At 42.3% G+C, this 21,309-nt stretch carries 17 protein-coding genes; all 17 read left to right on the top strand.

The genetic code is table 11. The features are described from left to right. The first annotated feature begins 4 nt into the window (after window positions 1-4). Complete coding sequence (locus ACQY4U_RS17860) at window positions 5-922, top strand: sugar phosphate isomerase/epimerase family protein (RefSeq protein WP_428330812.1); 918 nt, start codon at window positions 5-7, stop codon at window positions 920-922. A gap of 179 nt (window positions 923-1,101) precedes the next feature. Continuing rightward, complete coding sequence (locus tag ACQY4U_RS17865) at window positions 1,102-1,698, top strand: gluconate 2-dehydrogenase subunit 3 family protein (RefSeq protein WP_428330813.1); 597 nt, start codon at window positions 1,102-1,104, stop codon at window positions 1,696-1,698. 6 nt (window positions 1,699-1,704) lie between these two features. Beyond that, window positions 1,705-3,420: a GMC oxidoreductase gene (locus tag ACQY4U_RS17870; RefSeq protein ID WP_428330814.1), complete on the top strand. Its 1,716-nt coding sequence runs from the start codon at window positions 1,705-1,707 to the stop codon at window positions 3,418-3,420. 153 nt (window positions 3,421-3,573) lie between these two features. After that, entirely contained in the window at window positions 3,574-5,253 is a 1,680-nt protein-coding gene (locus tag ACQY4U_RS17875; protein WP_428330815.1) for a GMC oxidoreductase, read from the top strand. 19 nt (window positions 5,254-5,272) lie between these two features. After that, complete coding sequence (locus ACQY4U_RS17880) at window positions 5,273-6,697, top strand: Gfo/Idh/MocA family protein (RefSeq protein ID WP_428330816.1); 1,425 nt, start codon at window positions 5,273-5,275, stop codon at window positions 6,695-6,697. Window positions 6,698-6,730: 33 nt separating this feature from the next. Beyond that, the gene (locus tag ACQY4U_RS17885; RefSeq protein WP_428330817.1) at window positions 6,731-7,351 is read left to right on the top strand and encodes a gluconate 2-dehydrogenase subunit 3 family protein; all 621 of its coding nucleotides are present in this window, start codon (window positions 6,731-6,733) and stop codon (window positions 7,349-7,351) included. 115 nt (window positions 7,352-7,466) lie between these two features. Next, window positions 7,467-8,636 (top strand): Gfo/Idh/MocA family protein, encoded by a 1,170-nt coding sequence (locus ACQY4U_RS17890; RefSeq protein ID WP_428330818.1) that lies wholly within the window; start codon window positions 7,467-7,469, stop codon window positions 8,634-8,636. A 63-nt stretch (window positions 8,637-8,699) separates the two neighbouring features. Then, window positions 8,700-9,752: a sugar phosphate isomerase/epimerase family protein gene (locus ACQY4U_RS17895; protein WP_428330819.1), complete on the top strand. Its 1,053-nt coding sequence runs from the start codon at window positions 8,700-8,702 to the stop codon at window positions 9,750-9,752. Between the two features lie 89 nt (window positions 9,753-9,841). Continuing rightward, window positions 9,842-10,273, top strand: coding sequence for a c-type cytochrome (locus ACQY4U_RS17900; protein WP_428330820.1), 432 nt, complete (start codon window positions 9,842-9,844; stop codon window positions 10,271-10,273). Between the two features lie 40 nt (window positions 10,274-10,313). Further along, entirely contained in the window at window positions 10,314-11,558 is a 1,245-nt protein-coding gene (locus ACQY4U_RS17905) for a nucleoside permease (RefSeq protein ID WP_428330821.1), read from the top strand. 11 nt (window positions 11,559-11,569) lie between these two features. Then, window positions 11,570-12,460: a hydroxypyruvate isomerase family protein gene (locus ACQY4U_RS17910; protein ID WP_428330822.1), complete on the top strand. Its 891-nt coding sequence runs from the start codon at window positions 11,570-11,572 to the stop codon at window positions 12,458-12,460. A gap of 48 nt (window positions 12,461-12,508) precedes the next feature. After that, entirely contained in the window at window positions 12,509-13,384 is an 876-nt protein-coding gene (locus tag ACQY4U_RS17915; RefSeq protein WP_428330823.1) for a TIM barrel protein, read from the top strand. 95 nt (window positions 13,385-13,479) lie between these two features. Beyond that, window positions 13,480-14,244 carry a 3-keto-disaccharide hydrolase gene (locus ACQY4U_RS17920; protein WP_428330824.1) on the top strand — a complete coding sequence of 255 codons (765 nt, stop codon included), beginning with the start codon at window positions 13,480-13,482 and terminating at the stop codon, window positions 14,242-14,244. Window positions 14,245-14,336: 92 nt separating this feature from the next. Next, window positions 14,337-16,796 carry a glutaminase domain-containing protein gene (locus tag ACQY4U_RS17925; protein ID WP_428330825.1) on the top strand — a complete coding sequence of 820 codons (2,460 nt, stop codon included), beginning with the start codon at window positions 14,337-14,339 and terminating at the stop codon, window positions 16,794-16,796. Between the two features lie 363 nt (window positions 16,797-17,159). Further along, complete coding sequence (locus ACQY4U_RS17930) at window positions 17,160-18,968, top strand: response regulator (protein WP_428330826.1); 1,809 nt, start codon at window positions 17,160-17,162, stop codon at window positions 18,966-18,968. Between the two features lie 49 nt (window positions 18,969-19,017). Then, window positions 19,018-19,815: an NIPSNAP family protein gene (locus ACQY4U_RS17935; protein WP_428330827.1), complete on the top strand. Its 798-nt coding sequence runs from the start codon at window positions 19,018-19,020 to the stop codon at window positions 19,813-19,815. Continuing rightward, window positions 19,815-21,257, top strand: coding sequence for a phytoene desaturase family protein (locus ACQY4U_RS17940; RefSeq protein WP_428330828.1), 1,443 nt, complete (start codon window positions 19,815-19,817; stop codon window positions 21,255-21,257). The genes ACQY4U_RS17935 and ACQY4U_RS17940 overlap by 1 nt, the downstream gene beginning before the upstream one ends. Window positions 21,258-21,309: the final 52 nt, after the last annotated feature.

The following is a 21,309-nucleotide window of genomic DNA, read 5'->3' on the forward strand; positions in this document are numbered from 1 at the left end:
GCACATGGATAATTCACGCCGCATATTTATAAAAAACAGCGCACTGGTTATTGCCGGTGCAGCCATATTACCCGGAGATTTATTTGCCGCAACAAAAAAGATTGGCCGTTTAGGCACCCAGCTTTACAGCGTAAGGGATGCAATGGCTAAAGATCCAGCAGGCACGCTAAAAAAATTAAGCGAGGGCGAGGTAAAGCATGTAGAGCATGCCAACTACGTTAACCGCAAGTTTTACGGCTACACGGCAAAGGAATTTAAAAAATTACTGAATGACCTGGATATGCAGATGCCAAGCGGGCATACCGTTATGACCGCGCAAGACTGGGATATATCAAAAGGGGACTTTACAGATAAGTGGAAACTAACTATTGCGGATGCTGCCGAGGTTGGACAACGTTATGTAATTAGCCCTTGGCTGGATGAAAGTTTACGTACAGATAAAGAAGGCTTAAAGCGCTTTATGGAGCAGTTTAATAAATGTGGTGAACTTTGTAAGGCACATGATATGACTTTTGGTTACCATAACCACGATTTTGAATTTAGTACCATGGTAGGTAATATAACCTTGTACGATTTTATCCTTCAAAATACAGAGCAATCATTAGTAGCACAGCAACTGGATATTGGAAACATGTATGGTACAGTGGGCGATCCGCTGGCGCTGATTGCCAAATACCCGGGCAGGTTTGAACTAATGCATGTTAAGGACGAAATAAAAAGTGCCACTAAAGGCGAAATGGGCCTTGGTTTTGAAAGCACAGTGCTTGGCGAGGGTATAATGCCGGTTAAAGAAATACTAAAAGCAGCCCGAAAAAAGGGTGGTACATCGCAATTTATCATTGAGCAGGAGTCGTACCAGGGCAAAGATCCGGTTGCTTGTGTAAAAATTGACTTACAAATCATGAAAAAGTGGGGATATTAATAGTATTATTTTAACTTACATCACCATTTGAAGCTTTTCCCCCTAAATAAGAAGTTCAAAGAAATTATAAATTTAAGCACCCTTTAAGCCGGTTGTCATCAACTTTTAAGTGTTTAAAATAAGCCAATATTAATTAAGTGTTACTGTAGTGTTTTTTTGCTAAAACAATTTAACTATCAATGAACAGACGAACCGTTATAAAAAATCTGGCACTGGTATTAGGAAGTGCAGCCTTATTGCCATCGTGCTTGCATAATAAGCCAGTTACAGCTGTAGCCCTGAAACACATCCCTTTAGATGCAGACCAGCAAGCATTAATAGCCGATATGTGCGAAACCATTATCCCAAAAACCACTACTCCGGGTGCAAAGGATCTGAACCTGCATTTGTTTACTTTAAAGATGCTTGATGATTGCTATAATAAAAAGGATCAGCAGGCTATAGTAACCGGACTTGCTGACTTTAACGACTTGGTGAAAAAGAAGTACAACCAATCATTCAGTGAGCTTTCGGTTAAGGACAGGGAAGCCGTATTGAACGGTATTGAAGCCAGTGCAAAAGATCAGTCAAAAAATGCCAAACCGCAGGGCCGCAATGCCAAGCCACAAAAAAATATAGATGCATCGCCAATTAATACATTTTACTGGGCGGTAAAACAACAAACATTGTTCGGGTACACCACCTCGCAATATTTCATGACCAAACAAATTGTTTATGAGCTTATTCCCGGCAGGTATAATGCACATTACCCGGTTAGTAAATTAAAGACAGCTTAAAACAACATGGCTAACTTAAATATAGACAGCGTTAAAGAACGTACTTTTGATGCCATTGTAATAGGATCGGGCATGAGTGGCGGCTGGGCGGCTAAAGAGCTTACGGGCAAAGGACTAAAAACCCTGATGCTGGAGCGTGGCCGCGATGTAAAGCATAACAAAGATTACCCCACAACAAACTTATATCCCTGGGAGTTTCCGCATCACGGGCAGTTGCCTAATGATGTGCAGGAGGCAAACCCTATTGTTAACAGGTGTTATGCCTTTGGCGAGGATGCCGCTCACTTTTTTGTAAAAGATAAGGAGCATCCTTATATACAGGAGAAACCGTTTGACTGGATCCGCGGGTACCAGGTTGGTGGTAAATCATTACTTTGGGCAAGGCAAACCCAGCGCTGGAGTGATTTTGACTTTGAAGGCCCTGCCCGCGATGGTTTTGCGGTTGACTGGCCCATTCGCTATAAAGATATTGCGCCCTGGTATAGCTATGTTGAAAAATTTGCAGGCATATCAGGCAATAAAGATGGCTTAGCTGAACTGCCCGATGGCGAGTTTTTACCCGCTTACCCACTAAACGATGTGGAAGATTATTTTAGCAAACACGTAAAAAGTACTTATAAAAACAGGCATGTAATAAGCGCGCGTTGTGCGCATTTGTCAAAACCCAACCAAATCCATTTGGATCAGGGGCGGTCGCAGTGCCAAAGCCGTACGCTGTGCCAGCGGGGGTGCCCTTTCGGGGGATATTTTAGTGCCAATTCATCCACTATTCCCTGGGCATTAAGATCTGGTCATCTAACGCTGAGGCCATTCTCGGTTGTTGAGTCAATTATCTATGATGAAAAATTGGGCAAGGCAACAGGCGTTCGTGTGATAGATACCAACACCAAAGAAAGCATAGATTATTTTGCCCGCATCATTTTTGTAAATGCGGCAGCTATAAATACCAACCTGGTATTGCTTAACTCCACATCGCACCGTTTCCCTAATGGGTTGGGTAATGATAGCGGGGTATTAGGTAAATATGTGGCCTTCCACAACTATTCGGCACATATTGGTGCGGAGTATGATGGGTTTAAGGATTGGACAACCGACGGGCGCAACCCGGCAGGGGGTGGCTATATCCCACGTTTCCGCAATGTTTATAAACAGGAAACTGATTTTCTGCGCGGCTATGCTTCGGGCTTTAGTGCTTACCGATACCAGGAACATAAATATGATGGCGTTGGCGCCGGCTTAAAGGAAAATATGGTGAAGGGTGATATAAGCCCATGGCATGTTGGATCGCACATGATGGGCGAAACCATCCCTAAAGAAAGCAACTTTGTAAGCCTCGACCCCAAACAAAAAGACGAATGGGGAATGCCGCTTCTCCGCATCTCGGTTGATTATGATGATAACGACGAAAAGATGAAGAAGGATTATATAGAGCAGCTTACAGAAATGTTTACAACGGCGGGCTTTAAAAATATAAAGGCATCAAGCAATCACCAGGCACCGGGTTTGGATATACACGAAATGGGAGGCGCCCGCATGGGTAATGATCCTAAAACATCCATCCTTAATAAATGGAACCAGGTGCATGCTTGTAAAAATGTTTTTGTTACCGATGGCGCAAGCATGACCTCAACCTCGTGCCAAAACCCATCATTAACCTATATGGCATTTACCGCCCGTGCAGTTGATTATGCCGTAAGCGAAATGAATAAAGGAAATGTATAACCATTTTAAACGCTGTTATTTAAATAGGCTTGGGTACTAAATTCAATGTGTGAAAAAAACACAATGAAAATATTTGTTCAATAATTTTTTGTTCATACATTAGACGAAGTAACCGATTGTATAAATTTATAAACCCTTTTATTAATTAATTATATGTCTGCAAACACTTATGACGCCATAGTCATTGGTTCAGGAATTTCGGGCGGATGGGCTGCAAAAGAACTTACCGAAAAAGGTTTGAAAACCATCATGTTAGAGCGTGGCCGGAACATTGAGCACATCAAAGATTATGTTAACGCAACAAAAGATCCCTGGGAGTTTCCGCACAGGGGTGGGCGTACGCAAAAAATGATCGAGGATTACCCGGTTTTAAAACGCGATTATCCGCTTAACGAAACTAACCTTGATTACTGGGCCAGTGATAAGGACAGCCCTTACACCGAAATTAAACGTTTCGACTGGTTTAGAGGATACCATGTAGGTGGCCGCTCATTAATGTGGGGCAGGCAATCATACCGTTGGGCCGATGTTGATTTTGAAGCCAATGCCAAAGATGGTATAGGTGTTGACTGGCCTATCCGTTATAAGGATCTGCACGACTGGTATGGTTATGTAGAGCGCTTTGCAGGTATATCTGGTAATAAAGATGGTTTGGCCATTCTTCCTGATGGTGACTTTATGCCGCCAATGGAAATGAACGTTGTTGAAAAAGACGTTGCCAAACGCTTAAAAGATCATTATAAAGAAGCACGCGACATGATCATTGGCCGTACGGCTAATATCACTGTTCCGCATAATAACCGTACCAACTGCCAGTACCGTAATAAATGCTGGTTAGGTTGTCCGTTTGGTGCTTACTTCAGTACACAGTCAGCTACTTTACCTGCGGCTATGGCTACGGGTAATTTAACGGTTCGTCCGTGGTCAATTGTAACCAAAATTCTATATGATAAGGATACTAAAAAGGCTAAAGGCGTAGAGATATTAGATGCTGAAACCAACCAAACGTACGAGTATTTTGCAAAGGTTATTTTCCTTAACGCATCAACCTTAAACAGTGCATGGGTTTTAATGAACTCTGCAACTGATGTATGGCAGGATGGTTTGGGCAGCAGCAGCGGCGAATTAGGCCACAACGTAATGGATCACCACTTAGGTGTAGGTGCATCAGGCACGGTTGATGGGTACGATGATAAATATTATTTTGGCCGCAGGGCAAACGGTATTTATATACCACGCTACAGGAACCTTAACGGCGAAAAACGCGATTACATCCGTGGCTTTGGCTACCAGGGTGGTGCGGGCCGCGAAAACTGGAGCAGGGATATTGCTGAAATGAATATTGGCGGTGCATTTAAAGATGCCTTAACCGAACCGGGTACCTGGACAATGGGTATGGGTGGTTTTGGTGAAACACTGCCATACCATGATAATAAAATAACCCTTGATAAAACCAAAAAAGATAAGTGGGGATTGCCAATTTTAGCATTTGATGTTGAAATTAAAGATAACGAACGCAAAATGCGTGTTGATATGGCAAACGATGCTGTTGAAATGCTGGAAGCTGCCGGTGTAAAAAATGTACATTCATACACCAGCGAAGGCGTTTTGGGAAGAGGTATTCATGAAATGGGTACTGCACGGATGGGCCGCGATCCTAAAACATCAGTATTGAATGAGTGGAACCAGGTATGGGATGCTAAGAACGTATTTGTAACAGATGGAGCAGCAATGGCCTCAACAGCCTGCCAAAACCCGTCACTTACTTATATGGCGCTTACAGCACGTGCCGCCAATCATGCAGTTGAGGAGTTGAAAAAGAACAATATCTAACCTTTTGAAATTATAAACCATGACCGAAGAAAAAGATACCGATAAAACATCAAACCCCTCGCGCAGGGACTTCCTAAAAACCAGTACCATTGCTGCCGCAGGCTTCATGATCGTTCCGCGATTTGTGCTGGGTGGTAAAGGTTATACCGCACCAAGCGACCGTTTAATTATTGCCAGCGTTGGTGTGGGCGGAAAAGGTGAAAGCGATATTGCTAATTTCAGCAAAACAGGTAAAGCCGACATTGCTTATTTATGCGATGTTGACGATGCCCGTGCTGCAGGTACAGTTAAAAGATTTCCGAAAGCAAAGTTTTATAAAGACTGGCGCGAGATGTTTGAAAAAGAATCAAAGCATTTCGATGCTGTATCAGTTTCAACCCCCGATCATACTCACGCTATAGTTGCTTACCATGCTATGCAGTTGGGCAAGCACGTATATGTACAAAAGCCATTAACGCACGATATTTATGAAGCCCGCCTGTTAACAGAGGCTGCCAAAAAATATAAGGTGGTTACACAAATGGGTAACCAAGGTGCATCAAACCCGGGTACACGCCAGCTGGCTGAATGGTACGATGCCGATATTATTGGCGATGTGCACACCGTTTACTGTTGGACAAATCGCCCCGTGTGGCCGCAAGGCATTGCATGGCCGTCAAAAACTGCCGAGATCCCAACAACTTTAGATTGGGACCTTTGGTTAGGTACTGCCCCTAAAAAGAACTTTGTTGAAAACCTGGTTCCTTTTAACTGGCGCGGCTGGTGGGATTACGGAACCGGTGCATTAGGCGATATGGGTTGCCACCTTGTTGAGGCTCCTTTCAGGGTATTGGGTTTACAATATGCTAAGGATGTACAGGCAAGCGTAGGTTCGGTTTATGTGGGTGAGTTTACACAGGGCCATTTCCCTGAAAGCTGCCCTCCGTCAAGCCATATTACTTTAACATTCCCTAAAACCCATAAAACAAAAGGCGATGTTACCGTACACTGGATGGACGGCGGTATCCAACCCGAAAGACCAGAGGAATTAGGCCCTAACGAACGTTTTGGCGATGATGGTAACGGTACTTTATTTATCGGTACAAAAGGTAAAATGATTGCCAGTACTTATTCTGATAATCCTTTATTGTTGCCAACATCACGTACAAAAGAGGTTAATGTTAAACAAACAATAGCACGTGTACCAGGTGGTACCGATGGCCATTACGGCCAATGGGTTGAAGGTTGTATTGCCGGTTATGGTAAAACAGAGTTAAGTTCACCCTTTTCAGTTGCTGGTCCGTTAACTGAGGCGTTATTAATGGCAAACCTTGCAGTAAGGGGCCATGAGCTTAAGGGCGGCCACATTAAAATGATTTGGGACAATGACAATATGAAGATAACCAACTTTGATGCCGTTAACCAATACGTTAAACGCGAGTACAGAGAAGGCTGGACGATATAATAATTCATTAATTCAATTAATAAAACAATTAAAATGAATAGAAGAGACGCCATAGGGAGAGTTGCCCTCTTAATGGGAGGTGCCGTAATAGGTGCCGAATTTTTTATTTCGGGATGTAAAACCAATTCGACGCAGGTTGCCGACCTGTTTACTACCGATCATGTAGCCTTTTTAAACGAAGTTGCGGATACCATTTTGCCAACAACAAGCTCGCCAGGTGCAAAAGCCGCCAATGTGGGTCAGTTTATGGCTGTAATGGTTAGGGATTGCTATACACCAGATGATCAGAAGATCTTTTTAGAAGGTGTTACCAAGCTTGATGAGGCCAGCCAGAAGAAATTTAGTGCCAAGTTTTTAGATATTACAGCAAAACAGCGTACAGATCTTTTGGTTGATTTAGATAAAGAGCAAAAGGAATACACCGCCAAGAAAAATAAAGATGCCGATGCCGATAAGCTGCAGCATAAAGGTGATACAAAATACAAGGGACTGGAAGTACCTAACCATTATTTCAGGATGATAAAAGAACTTACTTTGTTGGGTTACTTTACATCAGAAGTTGGTGCTACCAAGGCATTGCGCTACATAGCCGTACCGGGACATTACGATGGTAATGTGCCTTACAAAAAAGGCGACAAGGCCTGGGCTACCTAAAAAATAATTAATGATTTAATGTTCTGTTGAATTTGGTGATGAATATGAACCAATTCGGCAGAACATTATTTCTATAATTGCAATTCATATACTCATTTACCAATAATTATAACAAATGGCTCACAGAAAACTCCGCATGGGGATGATAGGCGGGGGGAAAGATGCTTTTATAGGCGCTATTCACAGGATAGCTGCTAATATGGATGGTTTGATAGAACTGACCTGTGGTGCTTTAAGCATGCACAAGGATGTTGCTATTGAAAGCGGCCATATACTTTTTTTACCTGAAGACAGGATTTACACCAGTAACGAAGAAATGATAGCGGCAGAAGCTAAGCTTCCTGCTGATGTACGCATGGATTTTGTAACCATTGTTACCCCAAACTTTGCACACTTTGCCCCGGCAATGTTAGCGCTGGAGAATGGTTTTAACGTGGTTATTGAAAAACCAATAACTTTTACACTTGATGAGGCTAAACAGCTAAAGAAAAAGCTGGACGAAACAGGCTTAATGCTGCTGCTTACCCATACCTACTCGGGCTACCCGATGGTGAAGGAAGCAAAGCAGATCGTTAAGTCGGGCTCATTAGGCAAGGTCAGGAAAATTTATGTTGAATACATACAAGGCTGGCTGAGCAAATTATCTGAAAGAGAAGGAAACGCACAGGCCGCATGGCGTACCGACCCGTCAAAATCGGGAAAAAGCGGTTGCATGGGCGATATAGGCACACACGCCGCCCACCTGGCCGAATATATATCTGGATTAAAAATAACCCAGTTAAATGCCTCTCTAAATATTGTTGTTGATGGCCGTATGCTTGATGACGACGGCGCGATTTTATTGCGTTTTGAGGATAAGGCGACAGGCGTGCTGACGGCATCGCAGGTTGCAGCAGGCGAGGAAAATGCACTAAAGATTCGTGTTTATGGCGAAAATGGCAGCCTTGAATGGGCGCAGATGGAACCAAACACGCTTACCCTTAAATGGCTGGATAAGCCGGCTCAAACCATAAGGGCGGGCAGTGGCTATACAGACAGGGAATCAATTTATGCTACGCACAATACCCGCACACCCGGCGGGCATCCCGAAGGTTACCTGGAAGCATTTGGTAATCTTTACCGCAACTTCGCACTATCGCTTATGGCAAAACTAAATAACGAAGAAGCAAAACCCGAGTGGCTTGACTTTCCCGGAATTGAAGATGGAATAAGAGGTATGGCCTTTATTGAAAACGTGGTAAATTCAAACCACAGCGATGAAAAGTGGACAGATTACGTGATCTGATAAATGATTTGATAATTGGCGTATGATAATTGCCAATGACGCAATGACCAATGATAAACTAATATGACTACTATAAAAGGACCCGCAATATTTTTAGCACAGTTTATAGGCGACCAGGAACCGTTTAACACCCTGGAAGGTATTTGTAACTGGGCCAAAAATTTAGGATATAAAGGGGTACAGCTACCCACACTTGATGCACGGTTTATTGACCTGCAAAAAGCAGCAGAAAGCAAAACTTATGCTGACGAACTGAAAGGCCGCGTTAACGCCTGCGGTTTAGAAATAACCGAACTATCAACCCACTTACAGGGACAGTTGGTTGCCGTAAACCCGGTTTACGATCAGCTGTTTGATGGCTTTGCACCCGAGGCTTATCGTAATAATCCAAAAGCAAGGCAGGAGTGGGCCGTTCAGCAACTAAAATATGCGGCAAAGGCTTCACAAAACTTAGGTTTGGCTGCATCTGTTACTTTTAGCGGTGCATTGCTTTGGCCTATGGTTTACCCATGGCCGCAAAGGCCGGCAGGAATTGTTGAAACTGCATTTGACGAATTAGCAAAACGCTGGGAACCGATACTAAATGTTTATGATGAACATGGTATTGACCTTTGCTATGAAATCCATCCCGGCGAAGACCTGCACGACGGGATAACTTACGAGATGTTTTTGGATAAAGTGAACAACCATGCCCGCGCATGCCTGCTTTATGATCCATCGCATTTTGTTTTGCAGTGCCTTAACTACCTGGAGTATATTGATCTGTATCACGAGCGTATAAAAATGTTCCACGTTAAGGATGCCGAGTTTAACCCTACAGGTAAACAAGGTGTATACGGCGGCTACCAGAACTGGATAGACCGTGCCGGACGTTTCCGCTCATTAGGCGATGGCCAGGTTGATTTTAAGAGCATTTTCAGCAAAATGGCACAGTACGATTATAAAGGCTGGGCAGTATTGGAATGGGAGTGTGCACTTAAACACCCGGAAGATGGCGCCCGCGAAGGAGCAGAATTTATTAAAAACCATATTATAAGAGTAACAGATAAAGCTTTTGATGATTTTGCTTCATCCGGATCTGACGATGCCTTTAACAGGAAAACCTTAGGCATTTGATTGATTTGCAGCAGCACTTATTTAAATCAAATATTTAGTTATTTTTAGCCTTAATTATTCAATTTTCAATCTCATATTAACAATCCATCATGAAAAAGATTTTTATCGTTCTTGCTATATGCGCAGTTATTACTGCTTGTGGCGGAAGCTCAAAACCGGGTGACGGCGATAGCACTACAGCAGCCAATCAAACCGCAAAATCGGCCGAAACAAATGCTGATACCAATGCAACAAAAACAGGAACTGAAAAAGATGCGGGTGCATTAGCTCCCGGTGCCAAATTAATGGCAGCAGCTGATTGCAATACCTGCCATAAAGAAGATGTAAAAGTAGTTGGCCCTGCACTTAAGGATATTGCCGCTAAATACCCGGCAACTGATGAAAATATTACAACACTGGCAAATAAAGTTATAGCAGGTGGTAAAGGTAACTGGGGCGATATTCCGATGTCTGCTCACCCTTCACTTTCTGTAAGCGATGCCAAAACAATGGTTACTTATATCTTATCGCTTAAGAAATAAGCCAAACCAAAAACCTTAAAACCAATTTAAACACTATAAAATGACCGCAGCTATCAGGGGTAAATTATCTGTAATGATGTTTCTCGAATTCTTTATTTGGGGGGCATGGTTTGTAACATTAGGTCCGTTTTTGGGCAATAGCCTTCACGCCACTGGTGCGCAAACAGGCGCAGTATTCTCTACCCAATCATGGGGTGCCATAATAGCTCCGTTCATAATAGGTTTAATTGCCGACAGGTATTTTAATGCGGAACGTATATTGGGTGTATTACATTTATTAGGTGCTGTTTTAATGTACCAGATGTATAATGCAACCGATGTATCTGTATTTTATCCTTACGTTTTGGGTTACATGATATTATACATGCCAACATTGGCATTGGTAAATTCGGTTTCATTTAACCAGATGACAGATCCTGAAAAAGAGTTTTCAAGCATCCGTGTTTGGGGAACTATCGGCTGGATCTTAGCCGGCTTGGCCATCAGCTATTTATTTCATTGGGATTCACCGGATGGCGTAAAGAGCGGATTTTTAAAGAATACGTTTTTAATGGGTGGTATTGCTTCGCTGGTATTAGGCTTGTTCAGCTTTACCTTGCCGGCTACCCCTCCAAAAACGCCAACAGGCGAAAAGGTAAGCATCTCGCAATTGCTTGGCTTAGATGCGTTAAAACTGTTAAAAGACAAAAACTTTGCGGTTTTCTTTATCGCGTCTATATTGATCTGTATCCCATTGGCTTTTTATTACCAAAATGCGAGCAACTTTTTAACCGATATTAAGGTTGCCAACCCAACCGGTAAAATGACCATTGGCCAGGCATCAGAAGTATTGTTCTTGCTTTGTTTACCTATCTTCTTTAAAAAGTTTGGCTTTAAGTGGACTATTTTAGTAGGTATGCTGGCCTGGGCCGTAAGGTATGTGATGTTTGCTTATGGCAACGCAGGCGAATTAAGCTTTATGCTGATCATAGGTATCGCATTGCATGGTGTTTGTTACGATTTCTTCTTTGTATCAGGGCAAATCTATACCGATTCAAAAGCCGGGCCGCAATACAAAAGTGCAGCACAGGGAATGATCACTTTAGCTACCTATGGTATAGGTATGCTGATAGGTTTCTTTGTAGCCGGGCTTATTTCAGATAGTTACAACACATCATCAGGCCATAACTGGCAAATGATATGGGTTATACCAGCCAGCATTGCAGCCTTTGTGTTCCTGATCTTCTTTATATTTTTTAAAGATACCAACCCGATACAAACCAAATCTGCATCAATAGAAGCATAAACTATTAACCTATGGCAACTAACCAAAACAGACGATCGGCAATAAAAAATATAGTTGCCGGTACTGCTGCTATAACTGCTACCGGAATGTTATCATCATTTACAAAAGCTGAGGATAAACCAACTGTATTAGGTAAACTGAAAGGTAATATCAACCACTCGGTTTCGCCCTGGTGTTACAGCGAGCTAACGCTCGATCAGTTATGTGTGGTATCTAAAGAAATGGGTATTACAGGTATTGATCTTTGCGGCCCGAAGGATTGGCCTACGCTGCAAAAGCATGGCATGTATTCGCCTATGTGTAATGGTGCCGAGATTAACCTGACCAATGGTTTTGGTGATACCGAGTTTCATGAAACGCTGATAAAGAATTATACAGAAATGATTCCGTTGGTTGCCAAAAACGGCTATACCAATTTAATTTGTTTCAGCGGTAGTAAAAGGGGGAAAGATGATGAAACAGGCTGGAAAAATTGCGTAGAAGGTTTAAGCAAGCTGCTTCCGCTTGCCGAAAAGCATAAGGTTGTACTGTGTATGGAATTGCTGAACAGCAAAATTGACCATAAAGATTACCAGTGCAATACATCGGCATGGGGGGCAGAACTGGCAAAAAGGTTAGGGTCAGAAAACTTTAAACTGCTTTTTGACATTTACCACATGCAGATAAACGAAGGCGATATTATCCGTAACATAACCGATCATCACCAGTATATTGCACATTTCCACACCGGGGGCATACCTGGAAGACACGAAATTGATGACACCCAGGAACTTTACTATCCGGCAGTGATGAAAGCCATTGCCGCCACAGGCTTTAAAGGCTATGTAGGGCAGGAGTTTGTTCCTAAACGGGCCGATAAGATCGCCTCGCTAAGGCAGGCTATCCAGATCTGTGATGTTTAGTGCCAATTGAACTTTAATACAAATACCATCTACTAAAACACAATACCTATGACTACCAGAAGAAAATTTTTAAAACAAGCGGGCCTTATATCGGCTGGCGCAATGATTGCTCCCAATTTGCTTTCGGCAAAGGCGGGCAAGGTTGTTGGCTTACAGCTCTACAGCCTTCGCGATCAATTACCAAAAGATCCTAAGGGCGTAATAGCAAAGGTTGCTGCAGCCGGATATAAAGAGGTTGAACCTTTTGGCTACTCCAAACAAAATGGTTTTTGGGGTATGGATGCAAAAGCCTTTAGCGGTTTGTTAAAAGATAATGGCCTTACTACACCAAGCGCTCACTTTGGTATGGACGAGTATTTTGTTCATGGTAAAACAGGTGAACTGGAAACTTATATTGACGCTGCAAACATTACCGGCATGACCTATGTGGTAGTACCTTCAATTAATGGCGAGGTTTTAAAAAGTAAGGATCAGTTTAAAATGGTTGCCGAAAAAATGAACAAGGCAGCCGAGTTATGTAAAAAATCAGGCTTAAAATTAGGCTACCATAACCATAACTTTGAGTGGAAACCTATTGACGGTACTACTTTTTATGATACCATATTAAATGAAACCGACCCCGCTTTGGTACACATGGAAATGGATATTTTTTGGGTGGTACGTGCCGGGCAGGATCCGGTTAAGTTATTTGAAACCCACCCGGGCAGGTTTGCCTTATGCCATATAAAAGACAGGGATAAAACACAAACTGACTTAAATACCGAAATAGGTAAAGGCAGCATCAACTTTAAAGGCATACTGAGCCATGCAAAATTAGCAGGCTTAAAGCATTACATTGTTGAGCAGGAAAACTATATCAATATTGATCCGTTTGTAAGTATTGCAGAAAGTGCTGCATACGTTAAAAATACTTTACACGTTTAATATAACCAATGATTTATTGCTGGGCTTGATTTTAATTTATTAAGCTGCACCTATGCGCTAAATCATTTAACTAATGAACCAATAAAACTTATAAAATGAAATATTCAATTTTATTAACCGCGTTACTGGCAGGCAGCTGCTTTATAGCGAAAGCGCAGGAAGCAAAACCTGAGGATACAGAAATTTGGGAACCAATACCTAAGGTAGTTACACCGGGTAAAACCTTTAGGGATGCACCATCTGATGCTATCATATTGTTTGATGGTAAGGGTTTGGATAAATGGGAACAGGCCGATGATGATTCGCCGGCAAAATGGGATATAAACGGCGATATATTAACCGTAAATAAAAAATACGGAAATATTAAAACCAAGCAATCATTTACCAATTACCAGTTACATATTGAATGGCGCGTACCTGCATCTATTACAGGCACAGGGCAGGCAAGGGGTAACAGCGGTATATTTTTAGCATCATTAGGCAAAGGTGATGCAGGTTATGAGCTACAGGTTTTAGATTCATACAACAACAAAACCTATGTTAACGGCATGGCCGGAAGTCTTTACAAGCAAGTGATCCCATTAGCTAACCCAGGCAGAAAACCCGGCGAATGGCAAACTTATGATGTGGTATGGACTGCACCAACCTTTAACGAGGATGGTTCAATGAAAACCCCTGCAAAAGCAACTGTTTTCTTTAATGGCGTTATTGTCGAAAATAACTTTGAGCTGTTAGGCCCTACACAATACATTGGCAAACCTCATTACCAAAAACATGGTCCGGCACCAATAAAATTGCAGGCTCATGGTGATAAAAGCGAACCTTTAAGCTACCGCAACATCTGGATTCGCGAATTATAAAATTGTTTTGTAGTTAATGGTTCATAGTTAATAGTTTATGAATTTGAAAAATATTGATGAGCCATTAACTATGAACCTTATATCTGCAAAATATGAAAAACAAACTCCTAACTATACTCATTTTATCAGCCTTTACTACTAATTTGGTTAAGGCGCAGGTTAAAAAAGCACCTGCATATCCATTAATCACACACAATTCTTATTTCAGTATCTGGTCTTTTGGCGACACGCTGAATGCGCATACTACCAAACACTGGACAGGTAAAGACCAACCCCTTTTAGGCCTGATAAAAGTTGACGGTACCACCTACCGTTTTTTAGGTAAGGAATCGCCGGTTTACAAAACTATTTTACCGGCTGCCGATGAGCAGGCTTATCAATGCAAATACACTGAAACAGAACCTTCCGGAAGCTGGGAAAGCATCAAGTTTGATGACAGCAAATGGAGCACGGGCACAGCCCCATTCTCTGACGATAAAGAAAAAGCTAAAACTGTATGGGCAAGCAAAAATATTTGGGTTAGGCGCAGTTTTACGCTTAACGACATTGATATTGACAGGCTGATGCTCAAGCTTTATCACGATGATAATATCGAGGTTTATTTAAATGGCGAAAAAGTTTATAGCTACACCGGCTGGACAAATGATTATAAGCTGATCCCGCTTAAAGATAAATTCAAGGAGAATTTACGCAAGGGCGAAAATGTATTGGCCATACATTGTGCAAATACAGTCGGCGGTGCCTGGCTTGATGCCGGTTTGGTTGATGAAATTAAGCCAAAAACAAATCCTGTACTGCTTGCTAAGCAAAAAAGTGTGGAGGTTGATGCCACCCAAACCATTTACAATTTTGAATGTGTGGGCGTTGATTTGAAAGTTACTTTCACATCGCCATTGCTGATGAATGATCTGGCATTGTTTTCAAGGCCGGTATCTTATATCTCTTACAGCGTAAAATCAAATGATGGTAAAGATCATAATGTAAAAGTGCTGTTCGGTGCATCTTCATCTATAGCTGTTGATCAACCTTCGCAGCAGGTGGCGGCACAAAAATATGCAACGCCCACCTTATCAGTTTTAAAAGCTGGTACTATAGCACAACCTGTTTTGCAGAAAAAAGGGGATGACCTTCGGATTGACTGGGGTTACATGTACGTAGCCGCCCAAAAATCAAATAACGAACTGCAATACATAACTGAGCAGGATGCATCTGTAAGCTCGTTTGTAAACGGTAAAATTGTATCTACCACCAAACCAGGTAAACAGCTGGTGTTAAATACCGTGTTGAATTTTGGTACAGTAGGTAAAACAGCCAAAGAAAACTTTGTTGAATTAGGGTATGATGATCTGTACTCGGTACAATACTTTAAACAAAATTTAAAACCCTGGTGGAAAAACGGTGGCGCAACTATTGAGGGCCAGTTAAATACCGCGGCTGTACAATATGCCCAGGTAATGCAAAAATGCGATGCCTTTAACAAAAGTATGTATGCTGCGGCTCTGAAAGCAGGTGGTAAAAACTATGCCGATCTATGTGTATTAGGTTACCGCCAAAGCATCGCAGCGCATCAGTTGCTGAAAAGTCCGCAGGGAACTATCTTATTTTTATCGAAGGAGAACTTTAGCAATGGATCGATCAATACGGTTGATGTAACCTATCCGTCGGCACCATTGTATCTTATCTATAACCCTAAGCTGCTGGAAGGTATGCTTAACGGCATTTTTTATTATTGCGACAGCAAAGCATGGGGGCATGATTTTGCAGCGCATGATTTAGGTACCTACCCTATAGCCAACGGGCAAACTTATGGTGAAAATATGCCGGTTGAAGAATCAGGAAATGTGATCATCCTTACTGCTGCAATTGCTAAGGCCGAAGGTAATGCCGATTTTGCCAAAAAGCACTGGAAAACACTAAGCATCTGGGCTAAATATTTAAGCGAGAACGGACTTGACCCGGGCAACCAGTTATGTACGGATGATTTTGCAGGCCATTTGGCGCATAATTCAAATTTATCCATAAAGGCTATTGTTGCTTTAGGCGGCTATGCAAATCTTGCAGCCCAATTAGGCCAAAAGGCTGTTGCCGCCAAATACAGGGCAATTGCAGCAGGCATGGCTGTTAAGTGGGTGAAAATGGCCGATGCTGGTGATCATTACTCATTAGTGTTTGGAAGTAAGGACACTTGGAGCCAAAAATACAACCTGGTTTGGGATAAGGTTTTGGGTTTGAATTTGTTCCCTGCGCAGGTTTACAAAAAGGAAATAAACTTTTATCTAACCAAACAAAATAAATTTGGTTTGCCTTTGGATAGCCGTAAAACCTATACAAAATCTGACTGGATTGTGTGGACCGCTACCCTGGCCGATAACCAAAAGGATTTTAAAGCATTAATTGATCCGGTTTATAAATATACTACTGAAACCCCATCGCGCGTACCGCTAAGCGACTGGCATGAAACTACTGATGGTAAAATGGTAGGCTTTCAAGCCCGCAGCGTGGTAGGCGGATATTTTATGAAAGAACTTGAAACCAGGTGGGTGGAGAAATAAAATTGTAGACTGAATTATCCACGATAAAAAAGGGATTAAAAAAGCTATTCAATAGTTTTTTTAATCCCTTTTTTTTGGAATATATTCAAACAATTGAAGCTTTCATCCGTATACCCAGTACAATAAACCAGTTGAGCATTACCAAAGCTTAATTTATTAATTTTCCTCTTAAAGTATTATTTTTGTAATTAAACCTATTCACTTATATTGATTATTTGCCGATACCTCATATTATTACTTGCGCTGTTTATTGTCGCACCCAGCTTTGCCAAGGCTCAAATATTTAATTTTGAGCATATTGTCGGAGCAGAAGGTTTGTCGCGATTAAACTTTACTACTACAAGGCAGTGTAATAGTTTGGAAATGGGTTTACCTTTTAAATTCAATATAAAAATTGCTACGGTGCAGCCATTTTGGCTTACCGGGTGGTTTGAAATTTTAGTAATCCTCTTTATTGTTTTTGGTGTCTACATATTTTTTAAAGTGCGTATTCAGGTAATTAAAAAGCAAAAGCACCTGCTTGAAAAACTGGTTGAAGAACGCACCGAAAAGCTTGAAAAGATGACCATTAATGAGCGTGCATCCCGACAAGCTGCTGAAAGGGCGCGCGAAGATGCAGAGAACGCCAATAAAGCCAAAAGTATATTTTTAGCCATGATGAGCCACGAGATCCGTACGCCAATGAACGGCGTTATAGGTATGGCGGGCTTATTATCGGGTACTAAACTTAGTGCCGAGCAGGAAGAATATACCGAAACCATTAAAGCCTGCGGCGATGCCTTATTATCCGTTATAAACGATGTACTTGATTTCTCAAAAATAGAATCGGGGAGCATGGAAATGGAAGAGCAGGATTTTAACCTGCACGATTGCGTGGAAGGCGTGCTTGATGTTTTTGCCGATAAGGTATCGCAAATTGATCTTGTTTACCAGATAGATCATAACGTGCCATCGCAAATAATAGGAGATGGCTTGCGCCTGCGGCAAATATTGATCAACCTGGTGAGCAACGCTATGAAATTTACCAGTAAAGGTGAAGTGTTTATAGGGGTAAAGCTTGATAGTACAGAAGGTGATGAACTGGTATTAAAATTCAGTGTGCGTGATACTGGTATAGGCATCCCGGCTGATAAGCTGCATAAGCTGTTTAAAGCATTTTCGCAGGTTGACTCCAGCACCACACGCAAATATGGCGGCAGCGGCCTTGGCCTGGCCATAAGCGAAAAATTAGTACACCTGATGGGTGGAGAAATAGAAGTAGAAAGTAAAGTAGGTGTAGGCACAACGTTTTCGTTTACCATTAAATCAAAAGCAGGCAGCAATGCTTTGCGCACTTATGTGCAACAGGGTACTGCCGGGATAAGTGATAAAAATATACTGGTTATTGATGATAACGGTACTAACAGGGATATTTTAAAAGGCCAGCTTACCGAATGGGGTTACATACCTATTATGACTGAATCTGGCCCGGAGGCCTTAAAAATATTGGCATCAAACCAGCAGGTTGACCTCATTATATCAGATATGAACATGCCTGAAATGGACGGCGTACAGCTGGCAAAAAAGGTAAGGAAAAAATGGCCCGAAATACCTATTATATTGCTCAGCTCAATGGGTAATAAGCAAAGCCAGAATGAATCGTACCTGTTTAATGCCATATTAACAAAACCCACCAAACACCAGGTGTTATTTAAACATATTGCCGAGCAGTTAAAGGTTGCCTCAGTAGGCAGCAAAGAGGTGAAGCCTAAAAAGATCTATTTTTCGGATGGATTTGCAGAGTTGTACCCAATGGAAATTTTAATAGTGGATGATAACGCAGTAAACCAAAAATTAGCCTCAAGGATTTTAACAAAAATGGGTTATCATCCCAATAGTGTTATAAACGGGCACGCCGCTTTAAATGCCATTATCATAAAAAAATACGACTTGGTTTTAATGGATGTGCAGATGCCTGAAATGGATGGGATGGAAGCAACCCGTTATATTCGTGAGCATATTGAGCGCCAGCCCATAATTATAGCCATGACGGCCAATGCCATGCCCGAAGACAAGGAGGAATGTTTAAATGCAGGCATGAATGATTACATGAGTAAACCCATGAAGATTGCCGATATTATGGCGATGCTTGAAAAATGGGGAAAGCATATTGCCAATCAATATAGTGCTTAAAATATCAGCATAAAGAGGTAAATTCACCCTGTTATTAACCTTAAATTTTATGATGTCGATCTTTAAATCCTGTAAACACTATTTCTTTAGTTTTTTCCTGATCCTGCTCTGCCTTGGCACTGCAAAATATGCCAGCGCAGCCGATGGTTATTATTACCAGCTAAAGGTTTATCACCTTAAAACATCAGCCCAGGAAGATCGCCTAGATAGCTATCTTAAAAATGCTTACCTGCCTGCGCTGCACCGCATGGGTATAAAAAATATCGGTGTGTTTAAAGCTATTGCTGCCGATACATCGGGCAAAAGGATCTATGTGCTGATCCCGTACCGCAACTGGAGCCAGCTGGAAAAATCAGACAAAAAATTAATGGACGACCAGCAATACCTTACCGATGGTAAGGATTATCTGGATGCTGTTTACACAGCACCGGTTTACAACCGCATGGAAACTATCGTGCTGGGTGCGTTCCCTAAAATGCCGGAACCTGCCGTGCCTGAGTTGACCGCTAATAAAACCGACAGGGTTTACGAGCTGCGTAGTTATGAAAGCCCGACTGAAAAATATAACGTGAACAAAGTACAGATGTTTAATGATGGTAATGAGGTGGCGCTGTTTAAACGCCTTAATTTTAATGCGGTATTTTACGCCAATGTTATTGCCGGCAGCCACATGCCTAACCTGATGTACATGATCAGCTTTGAAAATATGGAGGAGCATGACAAACACTGGAAAGCATTTGGCAGCGATCCGTATTGGAAACAACTATCGGCCAAAGCCGAATACCAGAACAATGTATCGCATATTGATGCCATATTTCTTCATCCGGCAGCCTATTCTGATTTTTAATGCAGCTCGAAAAGCGTGACTATAATGCGGTTATTGTAGGCTCAGGCCCTAATGGCCTGGCTGCTGCAATTTTAATGCAGCAGCAGGGCCTGTCTGTTTTACTGATTGAAGGTAAACCCACTATTGGTGGCGGCCTACGTACAGCCGAATTAACCCTGCCGGGCTATTTGCATGATATATGTTCGGCAGTGCATCCGCTCGCTGTAGCATCACCGTTTTTTGAAACGCTCCCTTTGCAAGATCATGGCCTCGAATATATTTTCCCAGAGGTTGCAGCTGCACATCCATTTGATAATGGTACAGCGGCTTTACTAAAAGGTTCGGTAGCTGATACTGCAGCCCTTTTAGGTGCTGATGAGCAAGCTTACCTTAAATTAATGCAGCCAATTGTTAACAACTGGCCATCTATTGCGCCTGATGTTTTGGCACCGCTGCATTTTCCTAAATATCCTGTAGCGATGGCACAGTTTGGGCTATCGGCCTTAACGGCTGCTACCCATTTGGCTAAGCGTTTTAAAACCGCGGAGGCCAAAGGGCTGTTAGCGGGTATGGCGGCTCATTCCATTCAGCCATTAAGTAATTTAGCTACATCGGCGGTTGCTTTGGTATTGATGACTGCCGGAAATTTAAAAGGCTGGCCCATTCCAAAAGGCGGTTCAAATCAAATAGCCAATGCGCTGGCATCCTACTTTGTATCCATAGGCGGTAAAATTGAAACCAACTTTTACGTTACTGCATTAGATCAGCTGCCATCGGCAAACGCTGTTTTGTTTGATGTTACACCGAAGCAGTTATTGAAAATAGCGGGACACCGTTTTTCATCCATTTATAAATGGCAAATGGAGCGTTACCGGTACGGTGCGGGTGTTTATAAAATTGATTGGGCGCTTGATGCCCCGATACCCTTTACTGCCGATGGATGCAGAAAAGCAGGAACGCTTCACCTTGGCAATACATTGGAAGAAATAACCCTCGGCGAGCAGCAGATCTGGGAAGGGAAGCATCCCGAAAAGCCTTACGTACTGCTTGCCCAGCCAAGTATTCTCGATGCATCAAGAGCTCCCGAAGGTAAACATACTGCATGGGCTTATTGCCATGTGCCCAATGGATCTGAAAAGGACATGACCGCCATTATTGAAAACCAGGTAGAACGTTTTGCCCCCGGTTTTAAGGCTACCATATTAGCCAGACACACCATGAACTGTGGGCAAATGGAGGAGTATAACCCCAACTATATTGGTGGCGATATAAATGGTGGCGTTATTGATATAGGCCAGCTGTTTACCCGCCCGGTATTGCGGGCATCGCCTTATAAAACATCTGCCAGGGGGCTTTATATCTGCTCTTCATCTACGCCGCCCGGCGGTGGTGTACATGGTATGTGCGGTTACTATGCTGCTAAAAGAGCGCTGCGTGATATTTTTGATCACAGATTTAATTGATTTTTATGATTAACCTGATTTTATTACTCTGTAAATTATCTCATTCTATCGC

Origin of the sequence: Mucilaginibacter sp. (assembly GCF_965277465.1) — a bacterium.
In the GTDB taxonomy this organism is placed as follows: Bacteria; Bacteroidota; Bacteroidia; order Sphingobacteriales; family Sphingobacteriaceae; genus Mucilaginibacter.

Bases quoted from the DNA above. Each gene is read 5' to 3' on its own strand.
- ACQY4U_RS17860 (WP_428330812.1), top strand. From the start codon at position 5: ATGGATAATTCACGCCGCATATTTATAAAAAACAGCGCACTGGTTATT.
- ACQY4U_RS17865 (WP_428330813.1), top strand. From the start codon at position 1,102: ATGAACAGACGAACCGTTATAAAAAATCTGGCACTGGTATTAGGAAGT.
- ACQY4U_RS17870 (WP_428330814.1), top strand. From the start codon at position 1,705: ATGGCTAACTTAAATATAGACAGCGTTAAAGAACGTACTTTTGATGCC.
- ACQY4U_RS17875 (WP_428330815.1), top strand. From the start codon at position 3,574: ATGTCTGCAAACACTTATGACGCCATAGTCATTGGTTCAGGAATTTCG.
- ACQY4U_RS17880 (WP_428330816.1), top strand. From the start codon at position 5,273: ATGACCGAAGAAAAAGATACCGATAAAACATCAAACCCCTCGCGCAGG.
- ACQY4U_RS17885 (WP_428330817.1), top strand. From the start codon at position 6,731: ATGAATAGAAGAGACGCCATAGGGAGAGTTGCCCTCTTAATGGGAGGT.
- ACQY4U_RS17890 (WP_428330818.1), top strand. From the start codon at position 7,467: ATGGCTCACAGAAAACTCCGCATGGGGATGATAGGCGGGGGGAAAGAT.
- ACQY4U_RS17895 (WP_428330819.1), top strand. From the start codon at position 8,700: ATGACTACTATAAAAGGACCCGCAATATTTTTAGCACAGTTTATAGGC.
- ACQY4U_RS17900 (WP_428330820.1), top strand. From the start codon at position 9,842: ATGAAAAAGATTTTTATCGTTCTTGCTATATGCGCAGTTATTACTGCT.
- ACQY4U_RS17905 (WP_428330821.1), top strand. From the start codon at position 10,314: ATGACCGCAGCTATCAGGGGTAAATTATCTGTAATGATGTTTCTCGAA.
- ACQY4U_RS17910 (WP_428330822.1), top strand. From the start codon at position 11,570: ATGGCAACTAACCAAAACAGACGATCGGCAATAAAAAATATAGTTGCC.
- ACQY4U_RS17915 (WP_428330823.1), top strand. From the start codon at position 12,509: ATGACTACCAGAAGAAAATTTTTAAAACAAGCGGGCCTTATATCGGCT.
- ACQY4U_RS17920 (WP_428330824.1), top strand. From the start codon at position 13,480: ATGAAATATTCAATTTTATTAACCGCGTTACTGGCAGGCAGCTGCTTT.
- ACQY4U_RS17925 (WP_428330825.1), top strand. From the start codon at position 14,337: ATGAAAAACAAACTCCTAACTATACTCATTTTATCAGCCTTTACTACT.
- ACQY4U_RS17930 (WP_428330826.1), top strand. From the start codon at position 17,160: ATGGGTTTACCTTTTAAATTCAATATAAAAATTGCTACGGTGCAGCCA.
- ACQY4U_RS17935 (WP_428330827.1), top strand. From the start codon at position 19,018: ATGATGTCGATCTTTAAATCCTGTAAACACTATTTCTTTAGTTTTTTC.
- ACQY4U_RS17940 (WP_428330828.1), top strand. From the start codon at position 19,815: ATGCAGCTCGAAAAGCGTGACTATAATGCGGTTATTGTAGGCTCAGGC.